This is a genomic window from Kineosporia succinea (assembly GCF_030811555.1).
GTDB classification, from domain to species: Bacteria; Actinomycetota; Actinomycetes; order Actinomycetales; family Kineosporiaceae; genus Kineosporia; species Kineosporia succinea.
The window spans coordinates 3,642,816-3,664,310 of the sequence record NZ_JAUSQZ010000001.1 but is presented as its reverse complement, the minus strand read 5'-3'; the positions used below and the strand labels follow the sequence as shown (position 1 = coordinate 3,664,310).

Annotated in this window: 17 protein-coding genes and 1 pseudogene; 9 read left to right on the top strand and 9 right to left on the bottom strand. The window is 70.5% G+C overall.

Translation table 11 applies throughout. The annotated features are described in order from the left end of the window. Nucleotides 1–5 precede the first annotated feature (5 nt). A complete protein-coding gene (locus tag J2S57_RS16110; RefSeq protein ID WP_307243530.1) occupies nucleotides 6–596 on the bottom strand; it encodes a hypothetical protein in 591 nt (196 codons plus the stop codon). A 789-nt stretch (nucleotides 597–1,385) separates the two neighbouring features. Between J2S57_RS16110 and J2S57_RS16105 the strand changes: the two genes are divergently transcribed. Then, on the top strand, nucleotides 1,386–2,381 hold the full coding sequence (locus tag J2S57_RS16105) for a polyprenyl synthetase family protein (protein WP_370882660.1): 996 nt from the start codon (nucleotides 1,386–1,388) through the stop codon (nucleotides 2,379–2,381). 89 nt (nucleotides 2,382–2,470) lie between these two features. Here J2S57_RS16105 and J2S57_RS16100 read toward each other — a convergent pair whose 3' ends face one another. Beyond that, on the bottom strand, nucleotides 2,471–3,157 hold the full coding sequence (locus J2S57_RS16100; protein ID WP_307243527.1) for a GNAT family N-acetyltransferase: 687 nt from the start codon (nucleotides 3,155–3,157) through the stop codon (nucleotides 2,471–2,473). Between the two features lie 84 nt (nucleotides 3,158–3,241). Between J2S57_RS16100 and J2S57_RS16095 the strand changes: the two genes are divergently transcribed. The 3 genes from J2S57_RS16095 to J2S57_RS16085 all read left to right on the top strand — a co-directional run bounded on the left by J2S57_RS16095 (nucleotide 3,242) and on the right by J2S57_RS16085 (nucleotide 5,934). Further along, on the top strand, nucleotides 3,242–3,826 hold the full coding sequence (locus J2S57_RS16095) for an RNA polymerase sigma factor (protein ID WP_307243525.1): 585 nt from the start codon (nucleotides 3,242–3,244) through the stop codon (nucleotides 3,824–3,826). Between the two features lie 158 nt (nucleotides 3,827–3,984). Then, on the top strand, nucleotides 3,985–4,599 hold the full coding sequence (locus J2S57_RS16090; protein WP_370882659.1) for a methylated-DNA--[protein]-cysteine S-methyltransferase: 615 nt from the start codon (nucleotides 3,985–3,987) through the stop codon (nucleotides 4,597–4,599). 9 nt (nucleotides 4,600–4,608) lie between these two features. Beyond that, nucleotides 4,609–5,934 (top strand): NAD(P)/FAD-dependent oxidoreductase, encoded by a 1,326-nt coding sequence (locus J2S57_RS16085; protein ID WP_307243521.1) that lies wholly within the window; start codon nucleotides 4,609–4,611, stop codon nucleotides 5,932–5,934. Between the two features lie 317 nt (nucleotides 5,935–6,251). Here J2S57_RS16085 and J2S57_RS35345 read toward each other — a convergent pair. Continuing rightward, nucleotides 6,252–6,452: pseudogene (locus J2S57_RS35345) on the bottom strand (pentapeptide repeat-containing protein); the annotation flags it as partial. Between the two features lie 112 nt (nucleotides 6,453–6,564). Here J2S57_RS35345 and J2S57_RS16080 point away from each other — a divergent pair. Next, nucleotides 6,565–7,488: an alpha/beta fold hydrolase gene (locus tag J2S57_RS16080; RefSeq protein WP_307243519.1), complete on the top strand. Its 924-nt coding sequence runs from the start codon at nucleotides 6,565–6,567 to the stop codon at nucleotides 7,486–7,488. A 607-nt stretch (nucleotides 7,489–8,095) separates the two neighbouring features. Further along, a complete protein-coding gene (locus J2S57_RS16075; RefSeq protein WP_307243517.1) occupies nucleotides 8,096–8,422 on the top strand; it encodes a WhiB family transcriptional regulator in 327 nt (108 codons plus the stop codon). 709 nt (nucleotides 8,423–9,131) lie between these two features. On the opposite strand, the gene J2S57_RS16070 is transcribed toward J2S57_RS16075, so the two are convergent. The 3 genes from J2S57_RS16070 to J2S57_RS16060 all read right to left on the bottom strand — a co-directional run bounded on the left by J2S57_RS16070 (nucleotide 9,132) and on the right by J2S57_RS16060 (nucleotide 12,886). Beyond that, entirely contained in the window at nucleotides 9,132–9,989 is an 858-nt protein-coding gene (locus tag J2S57_RS16070) for a M15 family metallopeptidase (protein ID WP_307243514.1), read from the bottom strand. Between the two features lie 456 nt (nucleotides 9,990–10,445). After that, entirely contained in the window at nucleotides 10,446–11,495 is a 1,050-nt protein-coding gene (locus tag J2S57_RS16065) for a hemolysin family protein (protein WP_307243511.1), read from the bottom strand. Beyond that, nucleotides 11,492–12,886 (bottom strand): hemolysin family protein, encoded by a 1,395-nt coding sequence (locus J2S57_RS16060; RefSeq protein ID WP_307243509.1) that lies wholly within the window; start codon nucleotides 12,884–12,886, stop codon nucleotides 11,492–11,494. Before J2S57_RS16060 ends, J2S57_RS16065 begins: the two co-directional genes overlap by 4 nt. A 339-nt stretch (nucleotides 12,887–13,225) precedes the next feature. On the opposite strand from J2S57_RS16060, the gene J2S57_RS16055 reads away from it, so the two are divergent. From J2S57_RS16055 to J2S57_RS16045, 3 genes are all read left to right on the top strand, one after another. After that, nucleotides 13,226–17,062, top strand: a complete 3,837-nt coding sequence (locus tag J2S57_RS16055; protein ID WP_307243507.1) for a multifunctional oxoglutarate decarboxylase/oxoglutarate dehydrogenase thiamine pyrophosphate-binding subunit/dihydrolipoyllysine-residue succinyltransferase subunit — start codon at nucleotides 13,226–13,228, stop codon at nucleotides 17,060–17,062. Nucleotides 17,063–17,199: 137 nt separating this feature from the next. After that, entirely contained in the window at nucleotides 17,200–17,385 is a 186-nt protein-coding gene (locus tag J2S57_RS16050) for a DUF6104 family protein (protein WP_307243505.1), read from the top strand. Next, nucleotides 17,382–18,017 (top strand): GDSL-type esterase/lipase family protein, encoded by a 636-nt coding sequence (locus tag J2S57_RS16045; protein ID WP_307243503.1) that lies wholly within the window; start codon nucleotides 17,382–17,384, stop codon nucleotides 18,015–18,017. Before J2S57_RS16050 ends, J2S57_RS16045 begins: the two co-directional genes overlap by 4 nt. Before the next feature lie 66 nt (nucleotides 18,018–18,083). On the opposite strand, the gene J2S57_RS16040 is transcribed toward J2S57_RS16045, so the two are convergent. From J2S57_RS16040 to J2S57_RS16030, 3 genes are all read right to left on the bottom strand, one after another. Next, nucleotides 18,084–19,052, bottom strand: coding sequence for a zinc-binding dehydrogenase (locus tag J2S57_RS16040; RefSeq protein WP_307243501.1), 969 nt, complete (start codon nucleotides 19,050–19,052; stop codon nucleotides 18,084–18,086). A gap of 10 nt (nucleotides 19,053–19,062) precedes the next feature. Next, nucleotides 19,063–20,082, bottom strand: a complete 1,020-nt coding sequence (locus tag J2S57_RS16035; protein WP_307243499.1) for a F0F1 ATP synthase subunit B — start codon at nucleotides 20,080–20,082, stop codon at nucleotides 19,063–19,065. 148 nt (nucleotides 20,083–20,230) lie between these two features. Next, nucleotides 20,231–21,451 carry an NAD(P)-dependent malic enzyme gene (locus tag J2S57_RS16030; protein ID WP_370882658.1) on the bottom strand — a complete coding sequence of 407 codons (1,221 nt, stop codon included), beginning with the start codon at nucleotides 21,449–21,451 and terminating at the stop codon, nucleotides 20,231–20,233. Nucleotides 21,452–21,495 lie beyond the last annotated feature (44 nt).

Here is a 21,495-nt window from a genome sequence, read left to right as displayed (position 1 = left end):
TCAAGTTAGGGAGCCACGGCCAGAGTGCGTTTGCTGACCTCGATGTGGGCCCGCTGCACCGCCAGCGTGCGGGAACCCTCGGCCCGGTCGACGCCGACCCGGGCCGCGAACGACGCGCTGTGCTCGACGATCCGGCCGCTGAACGTGACCGAGTCACCGGCCCGTACCCGGTAGGGCGACTCCGGCGGCGGGCCGACGAGCTGCACCCAGAGACGCTCGCCCGGGCTGCCGATCCAGAACCCCTCGTCGGCGTCCACCGACAGCACCGGCACGGCCTGGGCCGTGACCTCGTCCCCCTCGTAGGCCGACAGCACCATGGTGTCGCCGGACACCGGGAGCAGCTGGGCCCGGCCGGCGAACAGCGTGCCCTCGCCCTGCCGCGGGAAGCGGGCCGGGAGTTCCCGGTCGTCGTCCGACCCGTCCGACCCGTCCGGCCCCTCGGCCGTGCCGGCGTAGGGAATCCCGGGGTTGGTCGTCTCGCTCTCGACCGACCCCGTGATGTCGCCGGCCCCGCCGAATCCGCGCGCGGCGAGGAGCAGAACGGCCGCACCGCCGAACAGGATGATGAACAGCCAGCCCCGACTGATGGAGTTCACATCGGCATCGAATCATGTCGGGAGGTCGGGTGCACAGACGACGTGCACCGGCAGTCCCCGGCGTTCTGCGACCAGGCCTCACTCCGGCTGCCTGTCCGATCGATTTCCCCTCGTCCCCCGGCGCATCGTCTTTTCTGTTTCGGCGGCTCAGTACTCTGCTCGCTACCGCTGGCCGGCGCCTGTACTCGCTACCGCTAGCCGGTGCCCGTGGCCGTTACCTCTAGCCGGTGCCTGTACCCGGTACCGCTGGCCAGCGCCCGCAACCGCTGCCTCTAGCCAATGCTCGTAACCACTACCTCTAGCCGGCGCCCGCAACCGCTACCTCTAGCCAGCGCCCGCGATCGCTACCTCTGGCCAGCGCCCCGCAACCGCTACCTCTGGCCGGCGCCCGCAACCGTTGCCTCTAGCCAGTGCCCGTAACCGCTACCTCTGGCCGACGCCCCGTAACCGCTACCACTGGCCGGAGCACGTGCTCGCTACCACTGGCCGGGCCGGATCACGGAAGCCCGTGCTTTCGATTATCGATAATCGAAAGCACCACACTTTCCTTTCCGGCCATCTATCTGCGGAACCGTCCCCCGCCGACGGGCGCGAACGCCCGATCTGGGGAAGACTGGAACGGGTTCGGGGTGGAACTGCTGACGGTCCGTGGTCGTTGGGGGCATGACGGCCGCCGGGGGTCGCCGGTTCGGCGGCAGACCGACCGGGCACGACGAAAAGCGCTGTTCCCAGCGGGAACCCGACGGTTTCCGCGTCCTGGACCGTTCGGAGGCTGCGGGTATGACGACGATGGCGATGTCTGGACCACCTGTTCTCACCCGCGCCCGTTCCCTGGTCGAGCCGGCGCTGCGCCACACCGTGCGGCAGCTCGACCCGGTCAACCGGTCCATCGCCGAATACCACCTGGGCTGGACCGAGTCGGACGGCACGCCCCGAGAGAGTTCCGGGGGCAAGGCGGTTCGCCCGGCCCTGGCGCTGCTGGCGGCCGAGGCCTGCGGGGCGCCCGCCGAGCAGGCGGTGCCGGCCGGGGTCGCGGTCGAGCTGGTGCACAACTTCTCGCTCATCCACGACGACGTGATGGACGGCGACACCGAACGCCGCCATCGGCCCACGGTGTGGGCGGTGTGGGGCGTGCCGTCAGCGATCCTGACCGGAGACGCCCTGCTCAACCTCGCGCAGGATCAGCTGGCGTTGCACCCGCAGGCCGTGCGCGCGCTCGGGTCCGCGGTGCGTGAGCTGGTGCGGGGGCAGACCGAAGACCTCGCCTTCGAGCGGCGCTCGTGGGTCGAGCTCGACGAGTGCAAGGCGATGGCCGCCGGCAAGACCGGTGCGCTCCTGGCGGCAAGTGGGCGCCTGGGGGCACTTCTGGCGGGTGGTTCGGTGCCGATGGTCGACGCGCTGGGCACCTACGGCGCGCACGTCGGCATGGCTTTCCAATGGGTGGACGACGTGCTCGGCATCTGGGGCGACCCGGCGGTCACAGGCAAACCGGTGCTGTCCGACCTGCGGGCCCGCAAGAAATCCCTGCCCGTCACCTCGGTGCTGAGCGGTGGTGGAGCCGCGGCGCAGGAGGTCGGCCGCTGGCTCGCCGGTGACGACCCGGAGCCCGACCTGCTGCGCATCGCCGGCATCCTCGAAGACGCCGGTGCCCGCGACCGGGCGCTGGCCGAGGCCGCGCACGAGGTCGACCTGGCCAACCGGGCGCTCGAGGGCCACGACCTGTCGGTGACCGCTCTCGACGAGCTGGCGGAACTCACGCGATTCCTGACCCATCGGGAAGCCTGAACATCACATCTGGGTGAAACCACCCACAGGCCCCGAACAGGTCCTCTACGTTGGCGAGCGTGTTCACGTCCCGCCGATCCGCCGCCACCTCACTGACCGTGCTCACCGCCGTCGTCCTGATCACCGGCTGCCGTCCGGCTCCGGCCGAAGACGGCACTGCGCCGAAGATTTCCGGGTCGTCCGTTCCCGGCTCCGACGTGACCATGGCGCCGATCGTGACCGCGCCGCCCCGCGCGTCCACCATCGTTGGCCCCTGAGCTCTTTGGCCTGCTCTCGGACGAAACCGCTTCGGCCGGAGCCCGGTACAGCCTGATCGGCAGATACTGCCCCTCGGGAGTGGCCCAGTCGGCGACGTCCGTGCCGGTCAGCCGCCAGCCCAGGCGCTCGTAGAGGGCGGGCGCGGGGCCGCCGTCGTCCACCACGTCGAGCACCAGGTGCTCGCCTCGATCACGAGCCCAGCGCACGGCCTCTCCGAGCAGGCGTTCGCCCAGGCCCAGGCCGCGTCCACGGGCGGCGGGGGTGGTGAAGAGGCGGGAGACGCTGGTGTCGTGCGCGCCCTTCACCACACAGAGGTGCCCGAGAATGGTGGACGTGGCGGTCACGTCGGTCTCGACCGCCACCCACGCGGCGGTCGTCCCGGGCGGGTCGAGCCAGGCCGCGGGATCGTCCGGCCAGATCATCGGGTACCGGTCCTGTTCGTGTACCCCTCTCAGCGCCCCGGCCACGAACGGCAGGTCGGCGGGGGTGCGGGGGCGTACGGTGACGGGTTCGCGCATGCGGCTTCCTCGGTGCGGATTCGGGGTCGGAAAAATTGTCGGGGTGGGACCTCACATCCGGGGAGTGGGGGGCGTTTACCCATTGTGAAGCGAGAACCTTTCGAGCGTGTGGTCGAGCGCCACGGTCCCACCGTTCTGCGGGTGTGCCGTGCGGTCGTCGGCCCGGTCGCCGCCGACGATGCCTGGTCAGAAACGTTCCTGGCGGCAATGCGGGCCTATCCGGCCCTCGCGCCCGACAGTGATGTCGAGGCCTGGCTGGTCACCATCGCCCACCGCAAGGCGATCGACCAGATCCGGCTCATGTCCCGCAATCCCACGCCGGTGCCCGAGCTGCCCGACGGCAGCGACCCTCCCGACGGCGCTCCCGATCGAGACGACGTCGAGCTCGGGCACACCATCGCGCACGGGCACGCGGCCGGGTTCAGCGGCGCCGACGAGGTCGGGCTGGGGCCGAACGCCGATCACATGCTCGACCCGTGGCCGGCGGTGCTGGCCCTGCCGTTGCGGCAGCGTCAGGCGGTGGCCTACCACCACGTGGCCGGGCTGCCTTACACCGAGGTCGCCGCGATCCTCGGCTGCTCGGTGGTGGCGGCCCGGCGCGCGGCGTCCGACGGCATCACCACTCTGCGCCGCATCTTCCAGCCGATCCCCACCCAGGAGCTGTCGTGAGCGCGATCCCCGCCCAGAAACCCTGGAACCCCAGCATCCTCAATCTTTTTCCCGACCTCGCCGAGCTCTCGGCCCAGGAGGAGGCAGCCGCCATGGCCCCCGACACCGACGACCAGTTCCCCGGCCAGCAGGCCGAGCTGAGCGCCGTCGAGCAGGCGCTGATCGAGCTGCTCGACGGCGACGGCACCGACCACCACACCGGGCTGCGGGCACGACTGGCCCGCGAGGCCGGTGAGAGCGGCCTGCTCGACGTCGCCTACCGCACCATCGACACCCGGTTGGGGCCGCTGCTGCTGGCGGCCACGTCGCTGGGGCTGGTCCGGGTGGCGTTCGCGGTCGAGGGGCACGAAGAGGTGCTCACCGATCTGGCCGCCCGCATCAGCCCGCGCCTGATGCACGCCCCGGCCCGGCTCGACGGAGCCGCCCAGCAGATCGACGAGTACCTGCACGGCGACCGTCAGCGGTTCGACCTCGGGCTCGACTTCCGGCTGGCCAGCGGCGCTTTCCGACACAATGTGCTGGCCCACCTGCAGACCATCGCCTACGGCAGCACGGCCAGCTACGCCGCCGTGGCGCTGGCGGCGGGCAGCCCGAAGGCGGTGCGGGCGGTCGGCACGGCCTGCGCCCGCAACCCGCTGCCGGTGGTGGTGCCGTGTCATCGGGTCGTCCGCAGCGACGGTTCGTCCGGGCAGTACGTCGGTGGTCCCACGGCGAAGCAGACCCTGCTCCGCCTGGAGTCCTCCGGCGTGGCGGCCCAGGCAACGTCGACCTAGGGTCGGTGCATGGTGACGGATGCTGCCTTCAGAGATCGTCAGCGCGCCAGAATCATCGTCGTCGGGGCGGGCTTCGCGGGGTTCGAGGCCGCCCGAGGTCTGAGTCGCACCGCCGGTGACGCTGCCGAGATCGTGCTGATCAACCCGACCAACTACTTCCTCTACCTGCCGCTGCTGCCCGACGTGGCGGCCGGCACGCTCGATCCTCGCCGCATCGCCGTGTCGCTGGCCCAGACGCTGCCGAAGGTGAGGCTGGTGCTCGGCTCGGTCGAGGGCATCGACCTGCCGGGCCGGGCCGTGACCTATCTCGACGCCGAGGGCAACAGCGGCACCCTGGGCTACGACCGGCTGGTGCTGGCGGCAGGCAGTGTGAACAAGCTGCTGCCAGTCCCCGGAATCGACGAGTTCGCCCACGGTTTCCGGGGTATCCCCGAGGCGGTGTACCTGCGAGACCACATCACGTGCCAGGTGGCACTGGCCGACACCACCGACGACCAGGCCGAGCGCGATCAGCGCTGCACCTTTGTGGTGGTCGGGGCCGGATACACGGGCACCGAGGTGGCGGCCCAGGGTCCCCTCATCACCGATGCCCTGCTGAGGCACCGGCCGAGGCTGGCCGGGCAGAAGGCGCGGTGGCTGCTGCTCGACACGGCCAAGAGGGTACTTCCCACTCTGGATGAACGTCTTTCGCGCTCCTCCGACCGGGTGCTGCGGCGACGAGGGGTTGAGGTGATGATGGGCGTCTCGGTGAAAGAGGCCACGCGCGAGGGCGTTCTGCTCACCGACGGCGAGTTCGTGCGAACCCGCAGCCTGATCTGGTGCGTGGGTGTGCACCCCGACCCTCTGGTGTCCGGCCTCGATCTGCCGTTGCAGCAGGGCCGTCTGGTGGTCGACGAGTTCCTCGGCGTGCCAGACCATCCCGAGCTCTTCGCCTGCGGTGACATAGCGGCCGTGCCCGACCTCACCCGCCCGGGCGAGGTCACCGCGATGACTGCCCAGCACGCCACCCGGCAGGGCAAGCGGGCGGCCGCGAATGTCGCGGCGTCGTTCGGGGTCGGCGAGCGCCGGGCGTACAAGCATCACGACCTGGGCTTCGTCGTAGATCTGGGCGGGGCACAGGCGGCGGCAAACCCGTTGCGGGTGCCGCTGTCCGGGCTGCCGGCCAAGGCCGTGACCCGCGGCTACCACCTGCTCGCGATGCCGGGCAACCGGGTGCGCACGGCCGCCGACTGGGCCCTGAACACGGTGCTGCCCCGGGAGTCGGCCGAGCTGGACCTGGTCCGAGGCGCCGCGGTCCCCCTCGATTCCCCCGCCCCCGAACTCCCCCACCGCTGAACGCTGTCGACGCGGCTGTCTGATCCCACCGAACGGCCGTCTACGGGCGCGAGACTGCCACACGCCGCCGGTCGTCGCTCGGCCGCGCGACGACCGGCCAGGCCGCGCGGCCGCCCGCTGGGCTGCGCCTCGGCCGCGGTGACGGCCGGCGGAGGACAGACGGCGCGCGCCCAGAGGCCCACAGCGAGACCGGCGCCCGCCTCGCATGGCCAGGCCCAACGCAGAGCGGGCCACTTCTCCTCAGCCGGGAGGCCGCGCAGCTGAGGCGCGCCGCGCAGCTGAGGCGCGCCGCGCAGCTGAGGCGCGCCGCGCAGCTGGGCACCGCGCAGCTGGGCACCGCGCAGCTGGGCACCGCGCAGCTGGGCACCGCGCAGCTGGGCACCGCGCAGCTGGGCACCGCGCAGCTGGGCACCGCGCAGCGAGGCACCCAGTAGTTGGCGCGCGCCACAGCGGGCCGCCCAGTAGTTGTAGTTGGGGCGACGCGCAGCGGGAGCGACGCGCAGCGGGAGCGGCCACACCAAGGGGCCCGGCGTGTAGCTATCGGCACCCACCACACGTAGTCGCGCGGCCGTGCGGCGCCGGGTAGCCCGCTACCGGGTGCCCCGGGCGCAGGTCAGTACCGTCAGTCCCGTGGATTCCGTGAACAGCCCGGTCGACGGCACGCGCATCGTCTACCGCACCTTCCCCTGCGTCTCGGGCGACGAGGGAGCGCCCACCGTGCTGATGTCCCACGGCACAGCGCTCTCGCAGGCGATCTGGCGCGGCTTCGGATACGTGCGCGCGCTCACGACGACACATCGGGTGATCACCGTCGACCTCCGTGGCCACGGGCGCAGCGACGGCCCTCACCACGAAACCGCCTACGGCATGGACGCATTCGTCGCCGACATCATCGCCGTCCTCGACGAGGTGATCGGGAGCACGGCCACCACCGGCCGAGCCCCCGGCGACAACCGCATCTCGGGGCCCGGCCAGGCCCCGAACGCCGGCCCCACCGCGAGCGCCCAGCCCATCGCCGGCCCCGGGGCAGAGGGCCCTGCCACCGTCGACTACGTCGGGTACTCGCTCGGCGGGCGCATCGGTTTCTCCCTGGCCGCGACCCACCCGGAACGCCTGAATCGGTTCGTCTCCATCGCTGGGGCGCCAGGCACGGACAAGGGGGCGTTCGACCGCGTCTTCTTCCCCGGCTGCATCACCGCCCTGAGAGAAGGAGGCATGGACGGCTTCCTCACCGGCTGGCAACACCACACCGGCACCCAGCTCGACGCCGCCACCCGCCACGCCTTCGCCGCCAACGACGCCCAGGCCCTGGCCGCCTACATGTCTCGCTCCGAAGACGACCCGGGTGTGGACGACGACACCCTCGAACGCTTCACCGTGCCCACCCAGATGATCGTCGGCGCACTCGACCGGGAACGGGTCAGCGCTGCTCAGCACGTGCGGGAAGTCCTGCCCTCGGCCCAGCTCCTCGTGGTGGACGGCGCCACCCACGGATCGATCCTTCGCGAACCGGCAACCCTCCAGGCCGTCACCGCGTTCCTCGCTCCCGCCTGACCAAGCAGCCCGGTCAACCGCGTCAGGCCATCCCGCCCGGACCGACAGAGCAGGACTGGCAGAGCAGGACTGGCAGGCCAGGACTGGCAGGCCAGGACCACCGAGCCGCCCCCCGGGCAGAACCGGACAACCGATTCACGGTCACGAACCCCCCACAAGACCGCGAACCGCTTCAGATCATCCTGCCCGAATCGCTTCAGCCCTCGCCCGAAGCGGCTTGTGAAGCGTTGCACGAGCGCGACACGCCGCTGAATCGCTTCGCCGCGAAGCGCTTCGTGCACCGATTCGCGCGAAGCGATGCACCCGCATCACCCCCGTGAACAACCTTGTCCACTCGGTGAACAACCCCTGTCCGGTCCTGGTCACTTCCTGATCGTTTCTGACATAAGAGCAGGTCAGAGGCATGAACAGGCCGCCGCCAGACTCCTCCGAACAACCTCGGGCACCCACCCCTGCCACGAATCGGGCCATCCCGCATCCCTGAACCTTGAAGTACTCGTGAACAAGTTTCGGAGCGAAGGGCTTGAACAATGGCTGACTCGGTTAGTAAGGTTCTAAGCACCCGATCAGCCGAGGGGCTGGTCAACGCAACACCGCGGAGGATCCCATGGCCGAGCTTTCCCGACTCCCCGTTCCCGTCGCCGACGTCTGGGAGTGGCAGTACCAGGGTTCATGCCGCGAGGCCGACCCCCAGCTCTTCTTCCACCCCGAGGGCGAGCGCGGTCCGGCCCGGCACAAGCGAGACGCCGCAGCGGTTGCCGTGTGCGCCGGCTGCCCGGTGATGCAGCAGTGCCGTGAGCACGGCCTGTCGGTCCGCGAGCCGTACGGCGTGTGGGGCGGCCTCACCGAGGAAGACCGCGAGGCCATTTACGTGGCCGAGCGCAAGGAGCGTCGCGAGGCTCGCAAGGCCACGCAGCTCCGCGAAGCCAGCTGACCTTCAGCTCGCTCAGATCCTCCGCAACGCAAGGCATTACGGCAACACCAGCACCACGCGAACCAGAGCACTACCAGCGCCGGTACGTGACAGCCGAGTCGAGCCTCTAGTTACAGGGCCGCACCAGGGTCGCGTGAACGGACACCGCACCACCTGAAAAATTGCATCATCACCGAGGCCGGCGTCCTGAAGGCGGCGTAGGCCACGGCAAGAAACCAGTGGGAACTCGATGAGGGCCGATCAGCCCGAACCGAAGTCCCCCGCAACGGGAGCCGAGCACGGAAGTCCGTGCGGCGCACGGGAGTCGTGCGGCCCCGAGAACTAACAAGAATACGCAGGACGAGCCTCCCGGACCGGCGCTCAGCCGTCGGCTCCGGTAGACCATCAGCAGGCAACGAGGGTGAGCCCGCCCCTGAAGCGGGACCCTCCCCTCGAGACAAGCCCCTGACGAGACTCCAGAGAGCACCCTGCCAAGAGCCCGAGCCAACGGGCCCACAAAAATTCAAGAGCTACCCGCGGTCGTGATTCGGCCGCCCCGGGGACGGTCATCCGCAGCGAATCGGCAGCCCGCACCGTGGCACTCTCCGCACGGTACGGGAGGAGAACTGCCGGGACGCGCGAGTCGGGCCGCCGCCGGAGTCGCCGAAACACGGCCGCGGGTTCACCACCCAGGACGACCAGGAAAAGCGAAAAATCCAGAGCGACGAGCTCACTCGCCGGCGGTGTACTCCCAGTGCCACGGCTCGTACTGACCGTTGCCGGGCTTGGCCCACTCCGGGTTCTCCCAGCCGTAGTCCGACGCGTTGTCGACCAGCCACTGGAACCGCGAACCGCTACCGGTCTCGACACCGTCGCACAGGTCGACCGCCAGACCCCAGCCGTGCTCGCTGGTGCCGGGCACTGCAGCCAGCGTGGGCTTGCGCGCCCGCACCGAGTACTGCGCGCTGAGCGAGCGGTACGAGTCGGTCATGCAGATGTCGTCGCCGAACGTCTGCTTGTAGGCGATGTTCAGCTTCGCGAGGGCGACGGCCGCGTCGGCACGCAGGCGGTGACCGGAGTCCCACAGCGTGCAGAGCGAGCTGTCGGGGATCTGGCCGTTGGCCGCGCCGGTGACCGCCACACCGCTGCAACCCGGGAGCACCGAGCGCTCACCGGACCGCGAGGCGCGGTCGACGACGATCGTCTTGGGAGCAGCGAGCAGATCCGGCGTGGAGCTCTCGACGGTCTCGGTGGTGACGACCTTGAGGGTCTTCACCCCGATGCCGGCGGCGTCGGCCGCAGCCGGGAAGTTCACCGCGCTGACGCTGGCGACCGTGCTGCTGATCTGGTTGACCTTCGCCTGGGGCATCGGGTCGGCCATCGCGCCGCTGATCGGGGCGGCGATGGTGGCGATGCCCAGGGCGCCGGCGATACCGACCTGGGGGGCACTCAGCGATGAGCCGGGCCTGCGGATGGGACGACGGGCAGAGCTGGAACCTGAGCGACGCTGCGTTCCGCCGGACCGGTTGCTCCGGTTCGGGCGGGGTCGCAGCTGCGGGGCAGCTGTGTCGGCGCGATGCGACGGCACCGGTGATCCTCCTGGAGGGCTGAAGGGAGGTGGAGGGGGTTCCTACCTACCGCACTCTGGGTGATGAGTCACGGAACTATAAAGGCCCCGGGGTGGGGTAAATCAAGTCGAGACGCGCTGCGGGACCTAACCCGTTCGGACGACGTCCAATATCCCGCACTTGGCGCATGAGTTCCTCAACCCAGTGTTATTACTTCCGTGACACCGAGCACGGATCCAACACGGGTCATGACACTCCGTTAAAACCTTGAGGTGACACAGAACTCAGTGGCACGTATCGCTGGCATTTGCAGTCAGGGCCTCGAGTGAGGCTACTGAAACCTGCAGGGTGGGGCGGCGCCCACTCTGACATCGCTCTGTGCAATCAGAGCGTTACTTCTGGCAAAGGTGAAGAGGCTCACGCCCCTGAACAACCTGAACAAGGGAGTGAGCCTCGCAGAAGCGGTCGTGAAGCGATCAGGCTCGCGCGGGAGCCCTCCGAGTGGCGTCCCGGACCTCGCCGACCAGCTCCTCCAGAACGTCTTCCAGGAAGAGCACACCGAGCGTGCGGCCGTCGTGGTCGACGACCCGGGCCAGGTGGCTGCCGGCTCGCTGCATCGTCGCCAGGGCCTCCTCCACCTCGTCCTGCGTGCTGACCGACACCAGCGACCGCACCCGCTTCTCCGGGATCGGCTGGGCGTGGCGCTCGTCGTCGGCGTAGAGCAGGTCTTTCAGGTGCAGGTACCCGAGCACCTCGATCTCCGGCGCGCCGGACGACCGCACCACCGGGAAGCGGCTGAACCCGGTGCGGGTCACCAGCCGTTCCACCTCGGCCGGGGTGCTCCCGGCCGGCACCGTGACCAGCCGGCCCACCGGGATCATCAGGTCGCCGGCACTGAGCTCGCTGAACTCCAGCGCACCGGTGAGCAGCCCGTGGTCGTCGAGCAGGCCCTCGCGGGTCGACTCGGAGACGATCGAGGCCACCTCGTCGGCGGTGAAGGTGGAGGCGACCTCGTCCTTCGGCTCGACCCGGAGAAGCCGCACGGCGTGGTTGGCGAACCAGTTGAGCAGCCGGATCACCGGGGACGTGGCCCGGGCGACCGCCATCAGCGGGGGCGCCAGGAGCAGCACGGCCCGGTCGGGGCCGGCCAGCGCCAGGTTCTTCGGCACCATCTCGCCCAGCACCACGTGCAGGTAACTGACGACCGCCAGGGCGATCGCGAAGGCCAGCGGGTGGATGAGGCCCTCGGGCAGGTGGGCCGCCTCGGCCGGCGCCTCGATCAGGTGGGCGATCGCCGGCTCGGCCACCAGCCCCAGGCCCAGCGAGGCGATCGTGATGCCGAGCTGGCAGCAGGCCAGCATCAGCGAGACCTGTTCCATGGCGCGCATGGCGGTCTTGGCGGCCCGGCTGCCGGCGTCGGCCAGCGGCTCGATCTGCGAGCGCCGGGCCGAGATCACCGCGAACTCGGCCCCGACGAAGAACGAGTTGAGCGCCAGCAGGAGAAGCGCGACGAGAAGACTGGTCACGACTGCCCCCGGGCCCCGGAGATCGAGAACACCGGGTCGGGCCCGGCCTCGGTGATGTCCTTGATGGTGCGTACCTCGGTTCCACGGACCGGCGTGGCGCCCTCGAGCACCAGACGCACCCGGTCGACGCGACGTCCGTCCATTCGTTCCACCCGCACCCGGGCCCCCTCGAGGACCACCTCGTCACCGACGGCCGGGATCCGCCCGAGCCCGGCCATCACGAATCCGCCGAGCGTCTCGTAGGCGTGCCCGTCGGGCACGTCGACGCCGGTGCGCTCGCGCACCTCGTCGGGCCGCATCAGCCCCGGCACCAGCCAGGCCCCGTCACGGCGGCGCACGATGCCCGGACGACTGCGGTCGTGCTCGTCGGACACGTCGCCGACCAGCTCCTCGACCACGTCCTCCAGGGTGACGACACCCGCGGTGCCGCCGTACTCGTCCACCACCACGGCCAGCTGCAGGCCCAGGGCCCGCAGCTCGACCAGCAGCGGGTCGAGCCGCATGGTCTCCGGCACCCGCAGGGCCTCGGACATGATCGCCGCGACCGGCACCTCGTCCCGGCGCTCCATCGGTACGGCCACCGCACTCTTCAGGTGCACCACGCCGACGACGTCGTCGAGATCGCCCTCGACGACCGGGAAACGGGAGTGACCGGTGCGCCGGGCCAGCGTGATGACCGCGGAGGCGGTGTCGTCGCGCTGCAGCACGAGCATGCGCACGCGGGGCGTCATCACGTCGGCCGCGGAGCGACCGGCGAAGCCCAGCGAGCGGGTCAGCAGGGTGGCCGTCTGCTGGTCGAGCGTGCCGGCCGCGGCCGAGTGCCGCACCAGCGCCGCCAGTTCCTCCGGCGAACGGCCCGCGGACAGCTCTTCCTGTGGCTCCACCCCGACCGCGCGCAGCAGCCGGTTGGCCGAGCCGTTGAGCACGGTGATCAGGGGCTTCATCACGGTGGAGAAGGCCCGCTGGGGGCCGGCGACCACCCGCGCGGTGGGCAGCGGCACCGAGATGGCCAGGTTCTTGGGGATCAGCTCGCCGACCACCATCGAGAACCCGGTGGCCACGATCAGCGCGACCGCCACGCTCACGGAGCCGACGGCCGCGCCGGTCAGGCCGACCGCCTCCGCCGGGCCCTCGAGCAGCGACGCCAGCGACGGGCGCACCAGGTAGCCGACCACCAGCGTGGTGATCGTGATGCCGACCTGTGCCCCGGAGAGCTGTGTCGAGAGGGTACGGATGGCCGCGAGGACTCCGGGGGCGCGCTTGTCACCGGATTCGATCGCCCGCTCGACGGTGGACCGGTCGAGCGCGACGAGAGAGAACTCGGCCGCGACGAAGATCGCCGTTCCCAGCGTGAGGAGCACGCCGAGGCCGAGGAGTATCCATTCGGTCATGAGACGGGCCCACCGGGGCCGGTCGCGAGAACCGAGGCAGATCCGGCCGGGGACTGCGCCGGGAGCGGACCGTTACGGGCGGACCCGGAGGACGGCCGGCCGGAGCCAGGGGTGGATGCCGCGCGACGCGCGCGCGGCCGGGACTGGGGTAAGCCGGCCTGAGGCCGGCACCTTCGTGAAGGCATGGTCGAACCATCTTACGGCAGGTCAGGTGCGGCAGGTGGCGCAGACCACCCCCTGGCGACGGCGAGTGGAAGTGCTAATACCTCGCGGCCCCACTCGATCGGGTTAGGGTTGACGTACCCTTCAGCCCCGCACTGAAAGAAGGCGATTCTCGCCGTGTCCTCCGAGCCTGTGGTGACCGAGTTCGGACCGAACGAGTGGCTGGTCGACGAGCTTTACCAGCAGTACCTGGCAGACAAGTCCTCCGTGGATCCCGCCTGGTGGGAATTCTTCGCGGACTACCAGCCGTCCGAGACCCCGCACCTGCGGACCAGCTCGCGGCCGTCTGACGAGTCGCACTCCGATCCCTCGGACACCATCCCCGCGGCCGGCGCGAACGGGTCGGCCGACGGCCGTCCGGTCGCGACCTCCGCGCTGCAGCCACCGAAGCCTGCAGCCCAGCCCGCCGACCCGAAGCCGGCCTCGCCGGCCGTGGGCAGCGCGGGTCCGGGCCAGGCCGCGCCGGCGCAGCAACCCGCCTCCGTGGCCAAGTCCCCCACCAAGGAGCCCGCCAAGCCGGCCACGCTCCCGGCCGCCCGCACCCCTCGCGAACCGGCCAGCACCTCACCGGCCCCCGCGAGCCAGGACGCGCCCCAGGTCACCCGGCTGAAGGGCCCCGCCGCCCGGGTCGTGACCAACATGGAGGCCAGCCTGGAGGTGCCCACCGCCACCAGCGTGCGGGCCGTCCCGGCGAAGCTCCTCATCGACAACCGCATCGTCATCAACAACCACCTGGCCCGCTCGCGCGGCGGCAAGGTGTCGTTCACCCACCTGATCGGCTTCGCGCTGGTCGAGGCGCTCGAACTGATGCCGTCGATGAACGCCTCCTACACCGAGGAGGAGGGCAAGCCGGCCATCGTGCAGCCGGCGCACATCAACCTGGGCATCGCGATCGACATGCCCAAGCCCGACGGCAGCCGTCAGCTGCTGGTGCCGAACATCCGGCACTGCGACGGCATGGACTTCGCCGAGTTCTGGGCCGCCTACGAGGACGTCGTGCGCCGCGCGCGCGGCGGCAAGCTCGGGGCCGACGACTTCGCGGGCACCACGCTGAGCCTGACCAACCCCGGCACCATCGGCACCGTGCACTCCGTGCCGCGGCTGATGAAGGGGCAGGGCACCATCATCGGCGTCGGGGCGATGGACTACCCGGCCGAGTACCAGGGCGCCTCGGAAGAGACCATCGCCCGGCTCGCGGTCAGCAAGATGATGACGCTGACGTCGACCTACGACCACCGCATCATCCAGGGCGCCGGGTCCGGCGAGTTCCTGCGCATCGTGCACAGCAAGCTGCTCGGCGAAGACGGCTTCTACGACCGTATTTTCCGGTCGCTGCGCCTGCCCTACGAGCCGGTGCGCTGGGTGCGGGACATCTCGGTCTCGCACGACGACGACATCAACAAGACCGCCCGCGTGCAGGAGCTCATCCACTCCTACCGCGTGCGTGGTCACCTGATGGCCGACACCGACCCGCTGGAGTACAAGCAGCGCCGTCACCCCGACCTCGACATCACCACGCACGGCCTCACCCTGTGGGACCTCGAACGTGAGGTGCCGACCGGCGGTTTCGGCGGCAAGCCGATGGCCAAGCTGCGCCACATCCTCGGCGTGCTGCGCGACACCTACTGCCGCACGGTCGGTATCGAGTACATGCACATCCAGGACCCGGAGCAGCGGCGCTGGCTGCAGGCCCGGCTGGAGCGGCCGTACGCCAAGCCCGGTCGCGAGGAGCAGCTGCGCATCCTGGGCCGCCTCAACGCGGCCGAGGCGTTCGAGACCTTCCTGCAGACGAAGTTCGTCGGCCAGAAGCGGTTCAGCCTCGAGGGTGGCGAGTCGGTCATCGCCCTGCTCGACGAGCTGCTCACCTTCTCCGCGCGGGCCCAGCTCGACGAGGTCTGCATCGGCATGCCGCACCGCGGCCGGCTGAACGTGCTGGCCAACATCGCGGGCAAGAGCTACGGCCAGATCTTCCGTGAGTTCGAGGGCCAGCAGGACCCACGCAGTGTGCAGGGTTCCGGCGACGTGAAGTACCACCTCGGCACCGAGGGCACCTACACGGCCGACACCGGCGAGAAGACGAAGGTCTACCTCGCCGCGAACCCCTCCCACCTGGAGGCGGTCAACCCGGTGCTGGAGGGTGTGGCCCGGGCCAAGCAGGACCGGCTCAACCGGCAGGGCGAGATCTTCTCGGTGCTGCCGGTGCTGCTGCACGGCGACGCGGCCTTCGCCGGCCAGGGCGTGGTCACCGAGACGCTGAACCTGTCGCAGCTGCGGGGCTACCGCACCGGCGGCACGGTGCACGTGGTCATCAACAACCAGGTCGGCTTCACCACCGCCCCGTCGTCGTCGCGTTCGTCGGTCTACTGCACCGACGCCGCCCGCATGATCCAGGCGCCGATCTTCCACGTGAACGGTGACGACCCGGAGGCCTGCGTCCGGGTGGCGCAGCTGGCCTTCGAGTTCCGGATGGCGTTCGACAAGGACGTCGTCATCGACATGGTCTGCTACCGCCGCCGCGGCCACAACGAGGGCGACGACCCCTCGATGACCCAGCCGCTGATGTACAACCTGATCGAGGCCAAGCGGAGTGTGCGCAAGCTCTACACCGAGGGCCTGATCGGGCGCGGCGACATCACCGTCGAAGAGGCCGAGCAGGCGCTGCGCGACTACCAGCAGCAGCTGGAGCGCGTCTTCGCCGAGACCCGCGACACGGTGAACCACCCGCCCACGGTGAACCGCGACGTCACGGCCGGCCTCGACCTGCCCCAGGCGCAGCAGCTCGACAACGCCGCCACCAACGGCCACGCGAGCGCGGTGCCGGCCGAGGTGCTCAAGCGCATCGGTGACGCGTACGTCTCACCGCCGCAGGGCTTCTCGGTGCACCCGAAGCTGCAGACACTCCTCGAGCGCCGCGCGGCGATGGCGTCCGAGGGCGGCGTCGACTGGGCGTTCGGCGAGATGCTGGCACTCGGCTCGATCCTGATGGACGGCACGAACGTGCGGTTCACCGGTCAGGACACCCGGCGCGGCACGTTCACCCAGCGGCACGCCGTGCTGACCGACAAGATCACGGCCGAGGAGTGGACCCCGCTGCTCAACCTGAGCAGCGACCAGGGCAAGTTCTGGATCTACGACTCGCTGCTGTCCGAGTTCGCGGCGATGGGCTTCGAGTACGGCTACTCGGTCGAGCGGCCCGACGCCCTGGTGCTCTGGGAGGCGCAGTTCGGTGACTTCGCCAACGGCGCCCAGACCATCGTCGACGAGTTCATCTCCTCGTCCGAGCAGAAGTGGGGCCAGCGGTCGTCGGTGACGCTGCTGCTCCCCCACGGCTACGAGGGTCAGGGGCCCGACCACTCCAGTGCCCGCATCGAGCGCTACCTGCAGCTGTGCGCCGAGAACAACATGTTCGTCGCCCAGCCGTCGACCCCGGCGAGCTACTTCCACCTGCTGCGCCGCCAGGCCTACGCCAAGCCGCGCAAGCCGCTGGTGGTGTTCACGCCGAAGTCGATGCTCCGGCTGAAGGCCGCGGTGTCGCCGATCGAGGAGTTCACCAGCGGTGAGTTCCGCCCGGTGATCCCCGACACCACCAAGCTCGGCCAGGTCGACCGGGTGCTGCTGTGCAGCGGGAAGATCTACCACGACCTGGTGGCGGAGCGCACCAAGCGCGGCGACACCAACACGGCGATCGTGCGGATGGAGCAGCTCTACCCGCTCGACGCCGAGGGCGTGCGCGCGGCGATCGACCCGTACCGCGACGCCCAGCTGGTGTGGGTGCAGGACGAGCCGGCCAACCAGGGTCCCTGGCCGCACATCGCCCTGAGCCTCCCGCAGGACCTGGGTGGGCGTCCGTTGCTGCGCATCTCCCGTCCGGCTGCGGCCTCCCCGGCCACCGGCTCGGCGAAGAAGCACCAGGCGGAGCAGGCGGCCCTGATCGCGCAGGCGTTCAACCGCTGACAGCACGAGAACGGCCCCTCGACCCCGAGCCCGGGGTTGAGGGGCCGTTCTCGTGTCACCACCGTTTCCATGACATCGCAGTGCCCAACCGCCCCACCTACGAGATCTTGCGGATGAAGTCGGACAGAATACGACCCATGTACTTCACCGACCGAGGGATCGAGGAGCTCGAGCAACGCCGGGGCGACGAAGAGGTGACGTTCGCCTGGCTGGCGGAGCAGCTCAGGCATTTCGTCGATCTGAACCCGGATTTCGAGACCCCGGTCGAACGCCTCGCGACCTGGCTGGCCCGGCTCGACGACGATGACGACGAGGTCCAGTGAGCCGGTTACGGCACAGCTCCGGGGCCCCCGCGGGGGTTCCGGAGGTCCGGATCTGCGTGGTCGGTGACGCGCTGGTCTCCGGGGTCGGCGACCCCAAGGCCCTGGGCTGGGTGGGGCGGGTCGCGGCCCGCACCCCGCAGGACGAGATGTCGCTGTCCGTCTACACTCTCGGCGTCCCGGGCGAGAACACCGCCGACCTGGGCGCCCGCTGGTGGCAGGAGACCGCACGCCGGTTCGGTGACCACCAGGGGGAACACCGCGTCGTCATCGGGCTGGGCCGGGCGGATGTGGAGGCCGGGCTGAGCATCCCGCGCTCGCGGCTGAACCTGGCCAACATGCTCGACGACGCGCACGCCCGCCGGCTGCCCGCCTTCGTGGTCGGGCCGCCGCCCTCGGCCGACAACGAGCTGAACTCCCGGATCGAGGAGCTGTCGGCCACTTTCAGCGACGTCTGCCGTCGCCGGGGCGTTTCCTACGTCGACTGCTTCGACCCGCTGTACGCGCACGAGGACTGGCTGACCGACCTGGCCGCGGGCGACGGTGAGCATCCCCGTCAGGCCGGTTACGGCCTGATCGCCTGGCTGGTTCTGCACAACGGCTGGTACGAGTGGCTCAACGTGCAGCGGCCCTAGAACACCGAGAACGGGGGACGCGTCGGTCGCCTCGAGTACGTGAGGTCACCGACGCGTCCCTCATTTTCAAGAACTGAAGACGACCTTGCCCACCACGTCTCCCCCGAGCAGCTTCTCGAACCCCTCCCGGGCACGCTCGAGGGGCAGCACCGTGTCGATCTTCGGGCGCACCCCGCTGCTGCGCAGGAACTGCGCCAGCCGGCCGAGCTCCTCGCGGGTGCCCATGGTCGAGCCCAGCACCCGTAGCTGCAGGAAGAAGATGCGGTTGAGCTCGGCGTTCTTCGGCGCCGCGCCACTGGTGGCCCCGCAGATCACGATCGCCCCACCGGGTTTCAGTGACTTGACCGAGTGACTCCAGGTGGCCGCGCCCACAGTCTCCATCACCGCGTCCACCCGCTCCGGAAGCCGGGCCCCGCTCTCGAAGGCCTGGTCGGCCCCCAGCTCGACCGCTCGCGAGCGCTTGGCCTCGTCGCGGCTCGTGACCCACACCCGCACCCCGGCGGCCCGGCCCAGGGCGATCAGCGCGGTGGCGACGCCACCGCCCGCGCCCTGCACCAGGATCGTCTGGCCGGGCACCACCTGCCCCTGCGTGAACAGCATGCGATAGGCGGTGAGCCAGGCCGTGGGCAGGCAGGCGGCCTCCTCCCAGCTCAGCCCGGCGGGCTTGGGCACCAGGTTGCCCTTCGGCACGACCACCTCGTCGGCCAGCGTGCCCTGGTGCACCTCGGAGAGCAGACTGCGGCGCGGGTCGAGGGTCTCGTCGCCGCGCCATCCCGGTGAACTGATCACCGAGTGCACGATGACCTCGTTGCCCTCGTCGTCGAGCCCGGCGCCGTCACACCCCAGGATCATCGGCAGGCGCTCGTCCGGAAGACCGACGCCGCGAAGGCTCCACAGGTCGTGATGGTTCAGGCTCGCCGCCTTCAGCCGCACCCGCGCCCAGCCCTGGGGAACCTCGGGGGCGGGACGCTCCCCCACCTCCAGGGCCTGGAGGGGGTTGTCGGCATCGGTGCGCGTGACGAAGGCAGCCAGCATGCGAACGACGCTAGTGCGACCCGTTCGCCCCCGCCCGTGAGGATCCTGTGACCACGCTCACACCCGAGACGTGGGCGCCACGCAGATCGATCGAGCCGGTGCCCAGGGGGTCGCGCGGGTCGATGTTGAGGTCGGCGTCGGGATCCCGCAGGTGGGCGAACGAGTCGTCGCGCACGTCGATGACCTCGTGCACCTCGTGCAGGTCGGGCGGCAGCGCCTCGTCGTAGATCTCGCCCTCGACGGCCTCGGACTCGGCCTTGTTCAGCAGGTCGTCGCGGTTGTTCATGGCGGCCTCGACCGCGGCCGACAGCGAGCCGGCCGAGGCGTCGGCGACCAGCAGCTGGCTCAGCACATCGCGGATCTGGGCCAGCCGGCTGACGGCCTCGCCGTGGGTGCCGGTGAGCGCGTCGAGACGCTGGGCGGCCAGCCCGTTCACGGCGCCGGAGCGGCGCTGCGCGTCGTCGATCAGGTGCTCCGCGTGCCGCACCGAGTCGAGCCGGAGCTGGTCGGCCTCGGTCCGCGCCGAGGTGATGGTGATCTCGGCCTCGGCGCGCGCCCGGTTCAGCTCGTGCTCGGCGGTCTGCCGGGCGTCGGCCAGCTCGCGGCTCGCCGTGTCGCGGGCGATGTTCAGCTCCTGCACGGCGGTGCCGCGGGCCTGCTCCACCTCGCGTTCGGCCTCGGCGCGGGCCTGGGTGACGATGCGCTCGGCCTCGGCCTGGGTGTCCTGCCGGAGCCGGATGATCTCGTCACTTGCCCGCGACCGCTCCTGCTCGGCCTCTTCGTTGGCCAGCCGCAGGATCTGGGCCATCCGGTCGCTGAGCTCGGCGTGCACCGGCTGCGGCTTGGGGACGCTGTTGAGTTCCTCGACCTGGGCCCGGAGCCTCTCGGCCTCGGCGACCGCGGCCTCCGCCCCCGCGCGGGCCCGCTGGCCGTCGGCGCGCGCGACCGCGAGCTGACGCTCGAGCGTGGTGAGCAACTCGTGCGTGCGGGCCATGTACTCCATGACCTGCTGGCGGTTGAACCCCCGCACAGCAGTGTCGAAGGAGTCTTCCCGAGGTGCTCCGGATACGACCGGTCGATTCTCGTCCATGAGCCTTCGCAGGGTGTGAGCCGACGTGTGATGCGAACTCTTCCTCGCCCGGGCAACCTTATGCAACCGCTTGCCCCGCAATTGCCGCTCAAGCCCGACTTGAACCCACCCGGGCAACCCCCTCGTCACGCGCTGTGCGCGCCACGGCCTCGGCCACCGCACCCGCGACCCGCTCGTCGAACACGCTCGGCACCACCTCGGTGGCGGTCGGCTCGTCGACGCAGCCGGCGATGGCGGCCGCGGCGGCGAGCTTCATGCCCTCGGTGATCGCCGTGGCCCGCACGTCGAGGGCGCCGCGGAAGATGCCCGGGAAGGCGAGGACGTTGTTGATCTGGTTGGGGAAGTCGCTGCGCCCCGTGCCGACCACGGCCGCGTACCGGTGGGCCAGGTCGGGATGCACCTCGGGGGTGGGGTTGGCCAGGGCGAAGACGATCGCGCCGGGTGCCATCGAGGCCACCACGGCCTCCGGCACCTGCCCGCCGCTGACCCCGATGTAGACGTCCGCACCGGCCATCGCCACCTCGAGGCCCCCGGCCAGGCGGCGCGGGTTGGTGCGCGCGGCCAGTTCTTCCTTGTAGCCCGGCTGCCGCTCACGGCCGGGCACCAGGACACCGCGGCTGTCGCAGACCACGACGTCTTCGACGCCCGCCCCCTGCAGGATGGCGGCGATGGCCACTCCGGCGGCGCCCGCACCGGCCACGACGGTTTTCAGGTCCGCGAGCGCACGGCCGGTGACGCGAGCCGCGTTGGTGAGCGCGGCGAGCACCACCACCGCGGTGCCGTGCTGGTCGTCGTGGAACACCGGCAGGTCGAGCCGCTCCCGCAGACGGCGCTCGATCTCGAAGCAGCGCGGCGCCGAGATGTCTTCCAGGTTGATGCCGCCGAAGGTGGGCGCAAGCCGCGCCACGGTGTCGACGATCTCGTCCGGGTCGGTGGTGTCGAGGCAGATCGGCACCGCGTTCACGCCGCCGAAGTGCTTGAACAGCATGGCTTTGCCCTCCATCACCGGCATCGCACCGCCCGGGCCGATGTCGCCCAGGCCGAGCACGGCAGTGCCGTCGGAGACCACGGCCACGGTGTTGCCCCGCCCGGTGTAGACGTCGAGCAGCTCGGGCCGCTCGGCGATCGCCAGGCACACCTCGGCCACCCCGGGCGTGTAGGCCAGCGACAGCTCCGCCCGTGAGCTCAGCGGGGTGCGCAGGGTGGTCTCGATCTTGCCGCCCTCGTGCAGGGCGAACACCGGGGTGGTGAGGTCGACGGTGGTCCCCCGAGCCCTCCGGGCCGGGGAGGTGCCCTCAGTGGTGGTCACCACCCCGACTTCGCTCACCAGGGTGGGGACGGCTTCGGGCGTGG

What these genes read in the sequence shown, in the direction of transcription:
- J2S57_RS16040 (WP_307243501.1), bottom strand. Translation starts at nt 19,052, where the DNA reads ATGCTGGCTGCCTTCGTCACGCGCACCGATGCCGACAACCCCCTCCAG.
- J2S57_RS16085 (WP_307243521.1), top strand. Translation starts at nt 4,609, where the DNA reads ATGGTGACGGATGCTGCCTTCAGAGATCGTCAGCGCGCCAGAATCATC.
- J2S57_RS16060 (WP_307243509.1), bottom strand. Translation starts at nt 12,886, where the DNA reads ATGACCGAATGGATACTCCTCGGCCTCGGCGTGCTCCTCACGCTGGGA.
- J2S57_RS16050 (WP_307243505.1), top strand. Translation starts at nt 17,200, where the DNA reads ATGTACTTCACCGACCGAGGGATCGAGGAGCTCGAGCAACGCCGGGGC.
- J2S57_RS16100 (WP_307243527.1), bottom strand. Translation starts at nt 3,157, where the DNA reads ATGCGCGAACCCGTCACCGTACGCCCCCGCACCCCCGCCGACCTGCCG.
- J2S57_RS16075 (WP_307243517.1), top strand. Translation starts at nt 8,096, where the DNA reads ATGGCCGAGCTTTCCCGACTCCCCGTTCCCGTCGCCGACGTCTGGGAG.
- J2S57_RS16105 (WP_370882660.1), top strand. Translation starts at nt 1,386, where the DNA reads ATGGCGATGTCTGGACCACCTGTTCTCACCCGCGCCCGTTCCCTGGTC.